Annotated in this window: 15 protein-coding genes; 5 read left to right on the plus strand and 10 right to left on the minus strand. The window is 68.9% G+C overall.

Going from position 1 to position 14,556, the window contains the following annotated elements; all coding sequences use genetic code 11:
• The first annotated feature begins 71 nt into the window (after nt 1–71).
• Complete coding sequence (locus ACFYO0_RS02910) at nt 72–875, plus strand: VOC family protein (protein WP_388669552.1); 804 nt, start codon at nt 72–74, stop codon at nt 873–875.
• A gap of 61 nt (nt 876–936) precedes the next feature.
• On the opposite strand, the gene ACFYO0_RS02915 is transcribed toward ACFYO0_RS02910, so the two are convergent.
• From ACFYO0_RS02915 to ctaD, 6 genes are all read right to left on the minus strand, one after another.
• Nucleotides 937–2,172 (minus strand): hypothetical protein, encoded by a 1,236-nt coding sequence (locus tag ACFYO0_RS02915; RefSeq protein ID WP_388669555.1) that lies wholly within the window; start codon nt 2,170–2,172, stop codon nt 937–939.
• 250 nt (nt 2,173–2,422) lie between these two features.
• Entirely contained in the window at nt 2,423–3,874 is a 1,452-nt protein-coding gene (locus ACFYO0_RS02920; protein WP_388669558.1) for an FAD-dependent oxidoreductase, read from the minus strand.
• A gap of 77 nt (nt 3,875–3,951) precedes the next feature.
• Nucleotides 3,952–5,154 (minus strand): polysaccharide pyruvyl transferase family protein, encoded by a 1,203-nt coding sequence (locus ACFYO0_RS02925; protein ID WP_388669561.1) that lies wholly within the window; start codon nt 5,152–5,154, stop codon nt 3,952–3,954.
• A gap of 126 nt (nt 5,155–5,280) precedes the next feature.
• Entirely contained in the window at nt 5,281–6,195 is a 915-nt protein-coding gene (locus ACFYO0_RS02930; RefSeq protein WP_388669564.1) for a GNAT family N-acetyltransferase, read from the minus strand.
• A gap of 93 nt (nt 6,196–6,288) precedes the next feature.
• Complete coding sequence (locus tag ACFYO0_RS02935) at nt 6,289–7,032, minus strand: esterase/lipase family protein (RefSeq protein ID WP_388669567.1); 744 nt, start codon at nt 7,030–7,032, stop codon at nt 6,289–6,291.
• Between the two features lie 260 nt (nt 7,033–7,292).
• Nucleotides 7,293–8,906, minus strand: a complete 1,614-nt coding sequence (gene ctaD / locus ACFYO0_RS02940) for a cytochrome c oxidase subunit I (RefSeq protein WP_388669570.1) — start codon at nt 8,904–8,906, stop codon at nt 7,293–7,295.
• A gap of 121 nt (nt 8,907–9,027) precedes the next feature.
• On the opposite strand from ctaD, the gene ACFYO0_RS02945 reads away from it, so the two are divergent.
• Both ACFYO0_RS02945 and ACFYO0_RS02950 read left to right on the plus strand, forming a co-directional pair.
• The gene (locus ACFYO0_RS02945) at nt 9,028–9,591 is read left to right on the plus strand and encodes a hemerythrin domain-containing protein (protein ID WP_388669573.1); all 564 of its coding nucleotides are present in this window, start codon (nt 9,028–9,030) and stop codon (nt 9,589–9,591) included.
• A gap of 16 nt (nt 9,592–9,607) precedes the next feature.
• Nucleotides 9,608–10,063 (plus strand): cytochrome c oxidase subunit 4, encoded by a 456-nt coding sequence (locus ACFYO0_RS02950; protein WP_388669576.1) that lies wholly within the window; start codon nt 9,608–9,610, stop codon nt 10,061–10,063.
• Here the strand turns inward: ACFYO0_RS02950 and ACFYO0_RS02955 are convergent.
• Together ACFYO0_RS02955 and ACFYO0_RS02960 are read right to left on the minus strand one after the other, a co-directional pair.
• Nucleotides 10,006–11,643, minus strand: coding sequence for a cytochrome bc complex cytochrome b subunit (locus ACFYO0_RS02955; RefSeq protein ID WP_388669579.1), 1,638 nt, complete (start codon nt 11,641–11,643; stop codon nt 10,006–10,008). The genes ACFYO0_RS02950 and ACFYO0_RS02955 overlap by 58 nt on opposite strands.
• Nucleotides 11,644–11,659: 16 nt before the next feature.
• On the minus strand, nt 11,660–12,010 hold the full coding sequence (locus tag ACFYO0_RS02960) for a DUF3140 domain-containing protein (protein ID WP_388669582.1): 351 nt from the start codon (nt 12,008–12,010) through the stop codon (nt 11,660–11,662).
• Between the two features lie 266 nt (nt 12,011–12,276).
• On the opposite strand from ACFYO0_RS02960, the gene ACFYO0_RS02965 reads away from it, so the two are divergent.
• Together ACFYO0_RS02965 and ACFYO0_RS02970 are read left to right on the plus strand one after the other, a co-directional pair.
• Entirely contained in the window at nt 12,277–13,167 is an 891-nt protein-coding gene (locus ACFYO0_RS02965; RefSeq protein ID WP_388669585.1) for an SDR family oxidoreductase, read from the plus strand.
• A 56-nt stretch (nt 13,168–13,223) separates the two neighbouring features.
• Entirely contained in the window at nt 13,224–13,487 is a 264-nt protein-coding gene (locus tag ACFYO0_RS02970; protein WP_388669587.1) for a hypothetical protein, read from the plus strand.
• 55 nt (nt 13,488–13,542) lie between these two features.
• On the opposite strand, the gene ACFYO0_RS02975 is transcribed toward ACFYO0_RS02970, so the two are convergent.
• Together ACFYO0_RS02975 and ACFYO0_RS02980 are read right to left on the minus strand one after the other, a co-directional pair.
• A complete protein-coding gene (locus tag ACFYO0_RS02975; RefSeq protein ID WP_388669590.1) occupies nt 13,543–13,779 on the minus strand; it encodes a DUF6480 family protein in 237 nt (78 codons plus the stop codon).
• 269 nt (nt 13,780–14,048) lie between these two features.
• Nucleotides 14,049–14,426, minus strand: a complete 378-nt coding sequence (locus ACFYO0_RS02980; protein WP_388669593.1) for a DUF2267 domain-containing protein — start codon at nt 14,424–14,426, stop codon at nt 14,049–14,051.
• Nucleotides 14,427–14,556: the final 130 nt, after the last annotated feature.

Genomic DNA, 14,556 nt, shown 5'->3' on the forward strand with positions numbered 1-14,556 from the left:
CGGGGCGCTGGCTAGCGTGAAAGTCGGAGCACGTACTCGCAGCGACCTTCAAGGACGAGGGAGTCGAAGCCATGGCCGTGGAACCCGAGGGAACGCCGTGCTGGGCCGATGCGATGTTCAGCGATGTCGAGGGGGCGAAGAGCTTCTACGGTGACGTGCTGGGCTGGACGTTCGGCGAGGCGTCGACGGAGTTCGGCAACTACACCGAGGCGTACGCGAACGGCAAGGCGGTGGCCGCCGTGGTGCCGCCGATGCCCGGGGCGGAGGAGCAGTCGGCCTGGTGCCTGTACCTCTCGTCGCCGGACGTCATGGCCACCGCCGCCAGGATCCGTGACAACGGCGGCGAGGTGCTGATGGAGCCCATGGAGGTCGGCGACTTCGGCTCCATGCTGCTCGCCCGCGACCCGAGCGGTGTCGTCTTCGGCGTATGGCAGGCCGGCACGCACGAGGGCTTCGAGGCGAAGGCCGTGCCGGGCGCGTACTGCTGGGCCGAGGTCTTCACCCGGGAGCCGGAGAAGTCGGACGCCTTCTTCCCGGCTGTTTTCCCGTACACCGCCCAGCAGATGGAGATTGAAGAGGACGAGATGGACTTCCGGCTCTTCAACATCGACAAGCAGCCGGTGCTCGGCCGGATGAAGATGACCGGCGAGTTCCCGCCCGAGGTGCCGCCCTACATCAACGTGTACTTCACGGTCGAGGACTGCGACGCAGCGGTGGCGAAGGCTACCGAACGCGGCGGCGTGCTGCGGTTCGGCCCGATGGACACCCCCTACGGCCGCTTCGCGGCACTCAGCGACCCGCAGGGCGCGTCGTTCTCGGTCATCGACATCACCACGACGAAGGGCGAGATGCCGAAGCTGACGGACGTGTCCTGACGGTTCGGGCGGCGGCCGTTTTGCGGGGAAGCCGGCCGCCACCCTCGTCGTGCGGTGCGCGCTAACAGATGTTCTGACTGCTGTTGACCAGCCGGTTGTTGCGGAACGTTGTGTTCTCGCCGCAGGGGCTTTCCCTGATGGCCGAGTCGGTCACCGTGAGATTCTGGATGGTGATGTCCCGGTTGTTCGGGAAGTCGGAGCGTGCGGCGAGCCGGATCTCCCCGCCGCCCGTGACGCTGCCGCTCTGGGCGGCGATGTTCACGTTGTAACAGTTCTCGATCAGCATCGAGTTGTTGCCCGTGTTGGAGATCGACACCTTGTCGATGACCGCGCCCCCGCTCTCCGAGACGCAGAAGACGCCGCGTCCGCCGCCGCGCGCGATGACCTCGCCCACCCGGATGTTCGTCGGGTAGTTGCTGCCGACCCGGCCGTTGCGGTTGGCCATCCGGAAGGCCGCGTAACCGGTGCCGGCGCCCGCGTTGTCCGCGTCCACCTTGGCGACGTCGGCGTTGATGGTCTGGTTCAGCAGCAGACCGGACTCGCCGACATTGCGGGCGGTTACGGTGCCGACGGTGAAGCCGTCGACGCCGTACGTCTCCACGGCGTGGCTGCTCGCCCCGGACACGTACACGTTGTCGATCCGGACGTTCCTGGTCCACTGACTGGTGTCGCCGCGGTTGTCGATGCGGACGCCGAGACCGCGCGACAGCCGCATGTCGATCTGGCCGAGCACCACGTTCTGCACGTTGCGCATGAAGATGCCGTACAGCGGGGCGCCGGTGAGGTTGAGGTGCTGGACCTCGATGTCGCGGGCGCCGCGCGCGTAGACCGGGGCCTGGTCGCCGGAGCCCGAACCGGTGACGTTGATGGTGCCGCAGACGTCGAGGACGGTGTAGCTCGGCAGGGAGACCCTGGACCCGGCACTGATGGAGCCCGAGCCGCGCACGACCACCCGCTCCTTCGAAGTACGGCCTGCCGTAAGGCTGTTGACGGCGGCCTGCATCGCGGCGCGCATATCGGTGCCGGTGTGGACGACGCTGCTGCCCCGGCGGGCGGTCCAGGTGCCGCCGCTGAGCACGGCCTCGGCCTGGTACGAGCCGTCGCCGCACGCCGCCGCGACGGAGGCGGCGGCCGGTTCGGGTGCGGCGGCCTCCTTGTCCTGGGCCGCGTCGGCCGGTGCCGTCAGTACGGCCGCTCCGGTGAGCAGGGCGGTGGCGCAGGCGGCGGTGACGCCGGCCCGCTTCTTGCGGGTACTCAAGGTCCTGCCGATGAGGTGAGGTGCGGCTCTGCGTCCCATCTCGTCTTCTCCTGTTGTGAGGGCGGAAGTTGTGAGGGCGGACGCGCCCGCTGCCCTGTCGTCCGGGCTGTCGTCCCGCCGTTCCCGTCGTCGAAACCGATTCGATTGAATCGATTCATGATCAAGGCGTGCGTGACCTGGAGTGACTCGGCTCGGGGAACGGTGGCGCGTTACCGGAGGTACGCCAGCAAGCGCTTTCTCGCGGGTGGTGAGTGTGGCAACGACCTCACGCGACGTCAAGGGTCAGCGGTCAGAGCGTCGCGGAGGTGCTCTCAGGGACGCCGTCCCGCAACCGCGCCCCCTGGCGCAGCAGTTCGCGCTGGACGAGGGAATGCGGCAGCTCCCGCGGGCTGCGCCCGAGGCGTGAGGCCAGTGCCGCGCAGACGCCTGCCGCCTGGCCGGTGGCCATCGCGATGGGCATGACGCGGTACGAGGAATGGGCCACGTGCGTACCGGAGATGCAGCGCCCGGCCACCAGCAGACGGTCGGTGTCCTGGGGCAGCAGACAGCGCAGCGGAATGTCGTAGAAGCGGCCGGTGGGCACCCGCTTGAGGAGCGTGCCGGTGCCCTCCGGATTGTGGATGTCGATCGGATAGGCGCCGTGCGCGACGGCGTCCGCGAAGGTGCGGGCCTCGAGGATGTCGTTGCCGGTCAGCTGGTAGTCGCCGACGATGCGGCGGGTCTCCCGTACACCGATGTGGCTGCCGCTCTGTGCCACGTACGCGTGCTCGAAGCCCGGCACCCGGGTGCGCAGGAAGTGGTCGATCTGGGCCAGCTGGCGGCGGGCGGAGTGCTCGGCGCGGCTGAGGTCCCAGACGCTGGTGCCGAGCGCCCCGGTGACCCTGGTGCTGTTGACGCTGACCTCGCGAGGGTGCGGGGTGCCGAAGAACAGCACGTCCTCGCGCGGCAGCCGGAGCTCGCCGTCCTCCGTGGCCTCCCTGACCAGGTCCCACAGGCCGTGCACGCCGCGCCACTGGTCGGGATGGGCCCGTACATACTCGGCGAACCGCGGCCGCAGGAAGTCCACGACGCGGAACATGAGCGTCATCGGCTGCACCAGTCCGTCCTCGGGACGGCCGATCTCGTACGGGGCTCCGCAGGCGGCCGCCACATCGCCGTCACCCGTGCCGTCGACGACCACGCCCGCGTCGATCACCACGGGACCCGACTTGGTCTCGAAGACCACGCGCCAGCCGTCGTCGAGCGGCAGCGCCGTGGAGGCGAAAGCGTGGAACAGCATCCGTACGGCCGCCTCGTCGAGCATTTCGAGAAGAACCAGCTTGAAGATCTCCGGGTCGAAGGGCACGGTGTAGCCGGTCTCGACAGCGGGCGGTACGCAGCCGCCGCTCGCGGTGAGGCGTTCCATCAGCCGCCACAGGACGCCGGCGACCACCGGCTCGCCCTCGCCGTGGTCGGTGGGCAGCAGCCGGGTGTCCTCGCCGTTCTCGGTGAACGCGGCCTGCTTGTGCTCGTTGTGGAACGACATCAGGGGCATGACGAGCGCCACGGTCGCGTTGCCGCCGAGGAACGCGTATCGCTCGACGAGCGTGACCTCGGCTCCCGCGTCCGCCGCGGCGAGTGCGGCGCCGCAGCCGGCGGGACCGCCGCCGACCACCAGGACGTCGGTCCGGCCCGCGTACTCGGCGTCCCGCGGTGGCAGCGTGACGGTACGGAACTCGTCGGGCGGCTCCAGGATCGGCATCGCTCCCTTCCTTCCTCCCTTCCTTCCTCCCTCGTCCTCCGTCTTCCTCCCTTCGGCCCTCTGCGGGCCGCAGCGCCTCAGGGCCTCGTACTCAGGTCTTCCATGTCGGAGCCGGTGCGCAGGCCGCCGTCGATCTCGTCCAGGAGGGCTCCGCAGCGTGCGCAGGTCTCCTGGGCGAGCCCGCACAGCTCCCGGACCCGCGACTGCATCTCCTCGCGCCGCTGCGGATACTCGTCCCAGAGCCGGTCGACTTCCGCCAGCAGCAGCCCTGCCTGCTCCCGTGCCACCCCGAGCAGGGCCGGAGCGCCCACTCGGCGCGCGAAGTCGAAGACCTTGCCCGAGTAGGGGAGCGGCAGTACCGGCAGTCCGGAGACCGCCGCGAAGATCAGGAAGTGCAGTCGCATGCCGACGGCCAGATCCAGGTGGCGCATAAAGCCGAGAACCTGCCCGGGGCTGTAGGTGCCGTTCATGATCCGGCCCTGGTCCGGCGCGGACATGTGCGAGAGCACGGCATGGGCGTGGCGCACGTCGTGGCGTTCCATCGGCAGGAACACCACATGGGCGTCCAGGCGTCGGACCAGAAAGTCGGCCACGTCGGCTAGCAGTGCGTGATAGCCGCCCTCGTCCAGCTTCTCGGCCGCCCGGCCCGGTTCCCGTACCGACATCCCCACCAGACGTTTCCCGGTCGGGATGCCCTCGTGCGTCATCATCCGGCTGGTGAACGGCTCCGCGGACAGCAGCAGCGCCGGGTCGGCGGTGACCGTGAGCTCGCGCTCCACCCCGACCTCGTCGAGGACCAGGCCGGACTCCTCGTCCCGTACGACCACGTCGTCCATCTGGGGCAGCACGCTGCGCACCGCCTCCCGGTCGTCGGGCTCCCGCAGCGGGCCCGCGCCGACGGCGTAGGCGAAGGTGCGCACCCCGTGGGCCTGTGCCGCGCGGACCAGCCGCAGATACCGGCGCGCCTCTCCGTCGTAGAGGATCCCGCCGCCGCCCAGCACCAGCAGGTCCAGACCGGACAGCGTGTCCAGCAACTGCCGCTGGGCGACGCCCTCCCAGTCCACCACCTCGTCGGCGCAGCGGTGATGGGTGCGGGTGTGCTCGGCGTTCCGGCTGAAGACGACGATCCGGGCGTGCGGGCGATGGGCCCTGAGGCAGCCCAGTACGCAGGCCAGGATGGACTCGTCGCCGATGTTGAAGCCGCCGTACGAACCGAGGACGCCGATCCGCGGGACCGACGTACGGGAGAACGAGGGCGGGCGCTGGGCAGCGTGGGTCATCCATGCGCTCCCGTCGCGTCGGAATCGGCCGGTACGGGCTCGGGTTGCCCGGCCCGGGCGTGACAAACAATCCGGAAACGGACGGGGTCGGGTGGGCGCCCCGGCCACCGACCCGAGCGTGAGGCGTCACCGACCCTGAGCGTGCGGCTTCGACGCGACATCGATCAGCCGGTCGTACTCCCACAGCTGGTCGACCACTTCGAAGCCGGCCTCGCGGAAGAGGCGCGGGGCGGTACCGGTGGTGCCGGTCGCTCGCCACGTCGTGCCGACGGCGGCGACGACATGCGTGGCGCCCTCCTTGGTGAGCAGGGCCAGTGCCTGGTCGAGCAGTTTGCCGGCCAGGCCACGGTGGCGGTACTCCGGCGCCGTCTCGATCCAGTACAGGGCCGCGGTGCGGTCGCGTGCCGTGCTCACCACGATCTCGGCGATCGGCTCCGCCGCCTTGTGGAGGACCAGCCGGTGCCCCGGCGGATACTCGCAGGGGTACACATCGGCCATGAGTTTGGTGGGCGATGGACCGGGCTCGAGCTGCCGGAGCAGATAGTGGCCCCTCAGCCGGCCGGTGAAGCCCAGGCCGACCAGTACGTCATGCGTCGCGGCGCGGTGCGTGCGGGGCAGGCCGCCGGGGCCCAGGGTGCCGGGCGAAGCGGCGGTGAACGCTTCGATCCGCGGGCATTCGCCGAGCGCGGCCAGGGCGTGGGCGACCAGGTCGTGCAGGGCCGGGGTGTCCTCGCGGGCGTGCAGGAGATGGATCAGCCCGGAGCGCAGGTCCTGCCAGGACAGAAACGCGATGGCTCCCCGTGGCCGGTCGTCGGTGTCGGCGAGGACGCTGAGCCGCGCCCGGGCCGGCGCCTGCCAGCCCGCCGCGGACGGGCAGCCGCGCAGCGCGGCGTTCGGCAGCTCCGGTGAGCAGCGCGGCTGCCCGGGCAGCCGGTCGGCATCGATCAACTCCCGTACGGCCGGCTCGTCCCCGGCCTGGTACGGGCGCACACGCCATTCGCGCCGGTCAGGCGCCGCGGTGATGTCACCGTCTTTGCGCATGGTGTGTCGTCTTCTTCCGGCATTGCTTCCGGCATTCGCTGGGTACTCCAGCCTCTCGCAGGCTGCCCGCCCTGTCTTGGGCGGGCAGCGGGATCAGCCGGCCAATGGGAGCTCCATGGCCTCGGTGAGGACGTCGCGGACCCCGTTGATGACCGCCCCGTGCACCGGCAGCATCAGATGCCCGACGCCGTCCACGAGGACGTGGCGCACCCGCAGGTCCGGGTGGTCGATACGGGCCCGGCTGCTGGGGATGATCGCTTCGTCCAGGTTGCTGTAGAAGGCGACGAACTGGGTGCGGCAGTCGGCACACGGCTCCGCCAGCTCGGCCAGCAGGGGACTTCCCGGGCGCAGCTGGCGGAACACTGGGTGCGGGGGAGCCCACAGCGCCATCGCCGTGCCGCTGTGGGGTGTGGCCAGCGTGATCACCAACGGCACACGCGCGTCCCCGCCCAGCCGCTGCACGTAGTAGCGCGCGATCAGGCCGCCCATGCTGTGCCCGATGAGGCACACGGGCCGGCCGCCGTTCTGCTCCTGGACCCTTTCGACCTGCTCGCCCAGCATGCGGGCGGCGACCCGGATGTCCGGATTCAGCACGTTGTACGTGGCCGTGACGAACGGCCCCGCCCCGCAGTCGCGCAGCCCGTTCTGCAGCTTCGAGAAGATCGACGGACGGTCGGCGAGCCCGTGCACGAACACCACCGGCATGCATGACACTCCGAACTCACCATCACTGTCGTCCGGCAGCAGCCGGCGGTCGACGGCGCCGAGCAGTCCGGCGAACTGCCGTACCCCCCACAGAGCGAGATCCAGGGGCAGACCCGCCAGCCGCACGGTCATCCACCCCGTCTCCAGAGTGACTCCTCGTAGGGTCACCAACCATGGAACGGGAAGTCGCGGTCCCCTCAGTGAAATGGTCGTGGTACTCATCTCCGAGACGACACCCACCGGCGGCCCGTAACCCCGCTTTTTCAGGGTTCTCCCAGGCGGCCGACTCTGCTCCTTCAGCCTCTCAAGTACCCGGGTGCAGCACCTCAAACGTGTGGAGCACGGCGGGTGACCATGGACCGGAGCCGTGTTGCCGGTGGCAAAGCGAAATTCTATGCCTCGTGCCGCTTGCTGTCCTGCTGGGCGAATTCGGGGTGATGCAGGTCGAAGGCCGGGGAATGCGAACGGATCCGAGGCAGCGCCACGAAGTTGTGCCGCGGTGCCGGACACGAAGTGGCCCACTCCAGTGAGCGGCCGTACCCCCAGGGATCGTCCTCCGCCACGCGCCGCCCGTACCGCGTGGTCCGCCACACGTTGTAGAGGAACGGCAGCGTGGACACGCCGAGCAGGAACGCACCGGCCGAGGACAGCGTGTTGAGGAGGGTGAAGCCGTCCGCGGGCAGATAGTCGGCGTACCGGCGTGGCATGCCCTTCTCGCCGAGCCAGTGCTGCACCAGGAAGGTCAGCTGGAAGCCGATGAACAGCAGCCAGAAATGGATCTTCCCGAGGCGTTCGTCGAGCATTTTCCCGGTGAATTTCGGCCACCAGAAATAGAAGCCCGCGAACATCGCGAACACGACGGTGCCGAACAGGACGTAATGCAGATGGGCCACGATGAAGTACGAGTCCGTGAGATGGAAGTCCAGCGGCGGTGAGGCGATGAGCACCCCGCTCAGCCCGCCGAGAAGGAACGACACCAGAAAGCCCAGGGCCCACAGCATGGGTGTCTCGAAGGACAGCGATCCCTTGATCATGGTGCCGATCCAGGCGAAGAATTTTATGCCGGTCGGTACGGCGATGAGGAATGACATCAGCGAGAAGAAAGGCAGCAGCACGGCACCGGTGGCGAACATATGGTGCGCCCACACCACCGACGACAGCATGGTGATGGCGACGGTCGCCCCGATGAGCGACATATATCCGAAGATGGGTTTACGGCTGAACACCGGAATGATCTCGCTGATGATGCCGAAGAACGGCAAGGCCACGATATAGACCTCGGGATGGCCGAAGAACCAGAAGAGATGTTGCCACAGAATGGCACCGCCATTGGCCGCGTCGAAAATGTGCGAACCAAATTTTCGGTCCGCCTCGAGTGCGAGCAGCGCCGCGGTCAGTACCGGGAAAGCGGGCAGTACCAGAATCGATGTGAACAGAATGTTCCAGGTGAAGATCGGCATACGGAACATCGTCATGCCGGGCGCGCGGAGGCACAGTATGGTGGTGATGAAGTTGACCGCGCCGAGCGTGGTGGACACACCTGTGACCACCAGCCCCATGGTCCACAGATCGCCTCCGGATCCGGGCGAGCGCACGGCGCTGTTGAGCGGTGCGTAGGCGAACCAGCCGAACGCAGCCGCACCACCCGGCACCAGGAAGCCGGAGACCACCATCAGCCCGCCGAACAGATACATCCAGTACGACAGGGCGTTGAGGCGAGGGAAGGCCACGTCCGGTGCCCCGATCTGCAACGGCATCAAGGCATTCGCGAAGCCCGCGAACATCGGCGTCGCGAACAGCAGCATCATGATGGTGCCGTGAATGGTGAACAGCTGGTTGTACGAGTGCTCGTTCACCAACTGCAGCCCGGGCCGGGCGAGTTCGGCCCGCATCAGCAGAGCCAGCACGCCGGCCAGCAGGAAGAACCCGAACGCGGTGACCATGTAGAGGTTGCCGATCACCTTGTGATCGGTCGTGGTCGCCCAGCGGTACAGGGCACGCCCCATCCGCAGGCCCGGTGACCGGGGCGCTGACGACGGACCGAGCGGACCGGTCTTCCTCGCGGACGTGCCCATGAGCCTGGGCAGTACCCTCGCGAGCGGGGCACAAACAAAGGGTGACGAGGCCATGGCAGGTGAGACGGACGCCATCAGTGAACTGACCGACGACCATCGCCACGTGGAAGACATATTCCGTCAGATCGAGGCACTCCCCAACGCCGATCACATATGCAAGATGTATACGGACCGGGCCACCATCGAGCTCGTACGGCATTTCGTTTCCGAAGAGGAATTCGTCTACCCGGTCCTGAGTGACCGTGTCGTGGACGGCGCCGATCTCGCGAAGAAGGGAATGGAAGACCACGGTCGGCTGGAGCAGCTGATGAGAAATCTCGAAGACGCCGAGGCGGGAACCGTCACCTTCGCCCGGCTTGTCGACCAGCTGCTGCGCGAGGTCCGCCGCCAGACCAAGGAGGAGGAGGACCTGCTCTTCCCACGCCTGAAGGACGCTCTGCCGCCGCCTACGCTGACCGATCTCGGCAGCCGGATCCGCCGGGTGAAGTCCATCGTGCCGACGCGCCCCTACCCGGCCACCCCTGGTGTCCCGCCGACCAGCAAGCTGCTCTTTCCCGGGCCCGGACTGGTCGACCGGGTACGGGCCGTACTGTCGGGCTGGAGCCACGCGTTTTGATGGGTACCTTCTTCTGATGCGGACCGAAGCACGTCTGTTCACGGGGGTGGCGGTCTTCTTCGCCGTCACCGCCGCCGGATACGGCTGGTTCTCCGAGGAGCCCGCCGGCACGGCCGTTCTGGCCATCGCCTTCCTGATGGCGGCACTCGTGGCGTTCTTCCTGCACGTCCAGTACCGCAGGCGCGGCCGACGAGCCCAGGACCGGGGCGACGCCGAGGTGGTGGAGGCTGCCGGGCCCCTGGAGTTCCTCCCGCCGCACAGCCCCTGGCCCATCACCACGGCCCTGGGATCGGTCATCGCCGCACTCGGCGTGGTCTACGGGCTGTGGCTGTTCCTGCTCGGCCTCGGGGTGCTCGCGCACGGCGTGTTCGGGATGGTCTTCCAGTACGCCGGACGCCCCGACCGGGGGGCCGGTCAGGGCTCCAACTCGCCCCTGCGGGACTCCGGCTCGTCCCCGACCCGGTCACGGTAGTACCACGAGCTGAGCGTGGCCCGCAGCCGGCCCAGCCGCGGTACGCCGCCGTCGTGCTCCGGCGGGGGCAGGCGCCGCGGCAGCTCGCGCGTGCGCAAGACGTACTGCCGCTCGGCGTCCAGCGGTTCGTGGCTCTCCTCGTAGCCGCCCTCGACCGACTGCCGCACCTCGCCGGTCTCCTCACCCTCCGCGAGCCGCTTCAGCTCCGCCTCCCGCAGCGCGAGACAGACCCGCTTCGTCACCATGAAGGCAAACGGCGGCAGCACGACGAGGGCGATCCGGAACACCCACGTCAGCGTGTTGAGCGAGATCTTGAAGGTGTGCGCGAGGACGTCGTTGCCGCCCGCCGCGAGCAGTACGCCGTAGAAGACGATCGCGGCGACACCGAGACCCGTGCGGACGGGCTTGTCCCGCGGCCGGTCGCACAGATGGTGCTCCTGGTCGTCGCCGGTGACCCACTTCTCGAAGAACGGATACGCGTACAGCACCGCGAAGAGGGCGAGCGGGAGGATCACCGCGGGCAGCAGCACGTTCCACATCACCGTGTGCCCGGCGACCGCTGTCTCCCACGGCGGCACGAGTCTCAGCGAGCCCTCGAGGAAGCCCACGTACCAGTCGGGCTGCGAGCCGGTCGACACATGGTCCGTGCGGTAGGGCCCGTACGCCCAGACCGGATTGATCTGCGCCACCCCCGCCAGCAGGGTCAGTACGCCGAAGACGATGAAGAACAGTCCGCTCGAACTCGCCAGGAACTGCGGGAACATGGGCTTGCCCACGGCATTGCGGTTGGTTCGGCCGCGTCCCGCCCAGTGCGTGTGCTTCAGGTGGAAGACCAGGATCAGATGGAGGCTGACGAGCGCGAGCAGCAGGCCCGGCAGCAGCAGGATGTGCAGCGAGTACAACCGCGGAATCATGTCGTCCCCCGGGAACTCGGCCCCGAAGGCGAACATGCTCAGATACGTCCCCACGACCGGGATCGACAGCATGATGCCCTGCGCGATCCGCAGCCCCGTGCCGGACAGCAGATCGTCCGGCAGCGAGTAGCCCGCGAAGCCCTCGGCGAGCGCCAGCAGGAACAGCGTCACGCCGATCACCCAGTTCACCTCGCGCGGCTTGCGGAATGCGCCGGTGAAGAAGACCCGCAGCAGATGCACGCCGATCGCCGCGAGGAACACCAGGGCCGCCCAGTGGTGCAGCTGCCGGATGAGGAGTCCGCCGCGTACGTCGAAGCTGATGTGCAGGGTCGACTCGTACGCCTCGGACATGCGCACGCCCTCCAGCGACCGGTACGAGCCGTCGTACACGACCTCGTTCATCGACGGCTGGAAGAACAGAGTCAGCCAGACGCCCGTCAGCAGGAGGACGACGAAGCTGTACAGCGCGAGCTCGCCCAGCAGGAACGACCAGTGATCGGGGAACGCCTTGCGCAGCAGCGGTCCGCCCTCGGACACCGGCAGCCGCGCGTCCAGCGCGTCGGTGGTCCGCTCCGCGCCCCGCCGCAGCCGCGCCGCCGCGCGAGCTCTCCGCCTGGTGAACACCCGCACCGGGTGCCCCGCGCCCCTGCCACGGAAACGAGCCACCGGGTGTTCTGCCCGGTCAGGACGGCTTGAGGGGATCGTGCCCCAGGGTCATCAGCCGGTGGCGCCGGCTCCGGTCGGCGGACTCCGGCTCGCGCTCCTCGTCGCTCAGGGAACCGACGACGTCCACGACCTTGCGCATGAGGCGTACGTCGTCGTCGGTGAGGTCCCGGCGGCGTTTCTGCAGGATCGCCAGCACGTGCCGCCCCGCCTCGCTCCCGGCATCCTCGGGCAGCGGCTCGGTGACCGGGCTCGCATCCCGGGTCCTGAGCCACTCGCTGAGCTCGCGCGAGGTCATGTTCACAACGCGATGGAACTCGTCCCACAAGGCGTCGAGTTCGTGGTCGGAGAGGCCGTGGATATCAGCCATGGAGGATCACCTCACATCGCGAGTCGGTGTGCGGCCCCTCGCGGACGACGGGGCGCGGTCGCCGGCCTCGGGTACCCGTGAGCGCAGGGCTCATCCTCGACCGCGGCGCCGAGGGATGGTCGGTGTTCTGCCCACTGCTGACATTCCCGCTGCAGCTGTGCTCGTGCGCCGAGTGGCACCTGCGCTGACTTTTCGGCTGGGGCGGGACGGGAACTCGCCAGCCTGACCGGACTACCGACAGTCAGCCCAGCGGTCAGGAGGCCGACGTGACCGATCCGCAGCACGCTCAGCAGAATCCAGTGACGCAGCATCCTCGCCCCGAGTTCCCGGCACAGGACCAGCCCCATCCGGGCTGGACAGGACCGATGGACCCGCCGCCCGACCACGGCGAGGAGTCCTACCGTGGCAGCGGCCGGCTGGAGGGCCGCAAGACCGTCATCACCGGCGGGGACTCCGGCATCGGACGGGCGGTGGCCCTGGCCTTCGCCCGGGAGGGCGCCGACGTGCTGTTCACCCACCTCGAACAGGAGGCGGACGAGGCGAGCGAGACGTGCCGGCTTGTGGAGGGCGCAGGCCGCAAGGCGGTCGCCGTCTCTTGCGACATCCGCGAGGAGGAGAACTGCCGGGCGCTGATCGAGCGGGCGGCCGGGGAGTTCGGGCGCATCGACGTCCTGGTGAACAACGCGGCGTACCAGATGTCGCAGCCGGAGGGCATCGAGGCGATCTCGACCGAGCAGTTCGACCGGGTCATGCGCACCAACCTGTACGGAATGTTCTGGCTGACGAAGTTCGCCCTGCCGCACATCCCGGAGGGCGGCAGCATCATCAACTCCACGTCCGTGCAGGCCTACAAGCCCAGCCCCCATCTGCTGGACTACGCGACGACCAAGGGTGCGATCGTGACCTTCACCCAAGGGCTGTCCCAGATGCTCGTGGACCGTGGCATCCGCGTCAACGCGGTCGCGCCGGGCCCGGTGTGGACGCCGCTGATCCCCGCGACGCTGCCCGACACCGTGAAGTTCGGCAAGCAGGCCCCTTTGGGGCGCCCGGCACAGCCCGTCGAGGTGGCTCCGGCGTACGTCTATCTTGCCTCCCAGGAGGCGAGCTTCATCACGGCGGAGATTCTCAACGCCACGGGCGGCACACCGCTGCCGTAGGGGCACCCAGCGGTTGGTGCTCTCGTTCGACGCACTCGACGAAGGGAACGGTCGGCATGGAGGAGAAACGGTCCGAGGAGCCGGGCACCGAGACCAAGGTGCCGCGGGATCTGCCCGCGTCACCGGAGGAAGCCGAGCGGGAGGAGGCCATCGTGGACGTTCCGGCCGCCGAGTCCGCCGAGCCGGAGCCTCCGGAGGCGTACCCGGACCTGGACGAGGCGGGTTCAGGACAACGTGGCGACGACGACTCCCGGGCTTCCCCGGTCGAGCCGGTCGAGCCGGTCGAGGAGGAGCCCGGCCCACAGGAACAGCCCGATTGACGGCACGACTGAGCGTCCGATCGACGAGGCGTACGGGCTCACGGACCGTACGTGCTCACAGGGCGAGCGCGATCGCGAACGCGAGGAAGCCCGCGGCGACCAGCACCACGAGAACCAGGATGACGGTCAGTGGGCCTTTGGCCCAGCCGCGCGGCGGGTTATGGGTCTCCTGCGGTCCGGCGCCGGGCATACTGCTCTCGGCAGGAGGCGTCTCGCCGGGCGGAACGCCGCCACCGGGCTCCAGGCCGGGGGTCCGCAGCGGATCGGGATCTGGGTTGCTGTGCTGCTGCATACTGCCCGGGTTCCCAGGCCATCCTCCGACGAACGGCGAAGAACCTCCCTATTCCTGCCGACTTGTCACCGAGGAGGACGTCGCACGCGCCGTGCGCGTGGATCCCGACTCCGACCCGGACCTCAGCCCCTCTCGACGGGCCGAGCAGGCGCGTCAGGGCGGGAAGCCGGGACAGGCGCAGCGGTTGCGTGCCGTGGGGAAGCCGCCGGTTGAGGATGAGCTGGCTGGTCTGCCGCCGCGCGCTAGTCCGTACTGCCCGCGAAGAGGACCTAGGCGAGGTCGTCGTCGAGTGCCGGACGGATCTGCGTGGCCAGGGCACCCTCGGTGGCCTCGGTCGCGACCTCGATTACGCAGCGGGCTTCGTGTATGGCCTTCGGGTAGCTGGTTCCGGCACGCTCTGCCACTCGGCTGAAGAACTCCTCCCGGTCCATCCGGATGCCGGTGTAGGGCTCGCCCGGCGTGTGCGCGACCCGGCGCAGATGCTCGCCGACCTCCTGCGGCAGCTGGGCCGCGGCCTTCTCCGCGACCGATGCCGGAACGCGTTCGGCGAGGGTTTCCAGGCTGGCCCGGGTGACCCTCTCGGCCGCACCGCGGCTGTCCAGTCGGGCGCGGGCCTGAACCTGACCGATAAAGGCATCGTGCTGCATGGTTCACCTCGCTTCGTTGCCGTTCGCCCAGAACGGGTTACCCCCGCCTTTGGCACGAAACGGGTAGAGGGGTGCATCTCGGCACGGCGGGCGTGCGCCGAACGTACGCCGCGGTTTGCCCGGCGTACGA

It is taken from the genome of Streptomyces sp. NPDC006365 (assembly GCF_042870755.1).
Lineage (GTDB): Bacteria > Actinomycetota > Actinomycetes > Streptomycetales > Streptomycetaceae > Streptomyces > Streptomyces xiangluensis.

Excerpts from the sequence above, each read along its gene's own strand:
- ACFYO0_RS02945 (WP_388669573.1), top strand. The coding sequence starts at position 9,028 with ATGGCAGGTGAGACGGACGCCATCAGTGAACTGACCGACGACCATCGC.
- ACFYO0_RS02915 (WP_388669555.1), bottom strand. The coding sequence starts at position 2,172 with ATGGGACGCAGAGCCGCACCTCACCTCATCGGCAGGACCTTGAGTACC.
- ACFYO0_RS02910 (WP_388669552.1), top strand. The coding sequence starts at position 72 with ATGGCCGTGGAACCCGAGGGAACGCCGTGCTGGGCCGATGCGATGTTC.
- ACFYO0_RS02925 (WP_388669561.1), bottom strand. The coding sequence starts at position 5,154 with ATGACCCACGCTGCCCAGCGCCCGCCCTCGTTCTCCCGTACGTCGGTC.
- ctaD (WP_388669570.1), bottom strand. The coding sequence starts at position 8,906 with ATGGGGCGTGCCCTGTACCGCTGGGCGACCACGACCGATCACAAGGTG.
- ACFYO0_RS02950 (WP_388669576.1), top strand. The coding sequence starts at position 9,608 with ATGCGGACCGAAGCACGTCTGTTCACGGGGGTGGCGGTCTTCTTCGCC.
- ACFYO0_RS02980 (WP_388669593.1), bottom strand. The coding sequence starts at position 14,426 with ATGCAGCACGATGCCTTTATCGGTCAGGTTCAGGCCCGCGCCCGACTG.
- ACFYO0_RS02975 (WP_388669590.1), bottom strand. The coding sequence starts at position 13,779 with ATGCAGCAGCACAGCAACCCAGATCCCGATCCGCTGCGGACCCCCGGC.
- ACFYO0_RS02960 (WP_388669582.1), bottom strand. The coding sequence starts at position 12,010 with ATGGCTGATATCCACGGCCTCTCCGACCACGAACTCGACGCCTTGTGG.
- ACFYO0_RS02920 (WP_388669558.1), bottom strand. The coding sequence starts at position 3,874 with ATGCCGATCCTGGAGCCGCCCGACGAGTTCCGTACCGTCACGCTGCCA.
- ACFYO0_RS02970 (WP_388669587.1), top strand. The coding sequence starts at position 13,224 with ATGGAGGAGAAACGGTCCGAGGAGCCGGGCACCGAGACCAAGGTGCCG.
- ACFYO0_RS02935 (WP_388669567.1), bottom strand. The coding sequence starts at position 7,032 with ATGACCGTGCGGCTGGCGGGTCTGCCCCTGGATCTCGCTCTGTGGGGG.
- ACFYO0_RS02930 (WP_388669564.1), bottom strand. The coding sequence starts at position 6,195 with ATGCGCAAAGACGGTGACATCACCGCGGCGCCTGACCGGCGCGAATGG.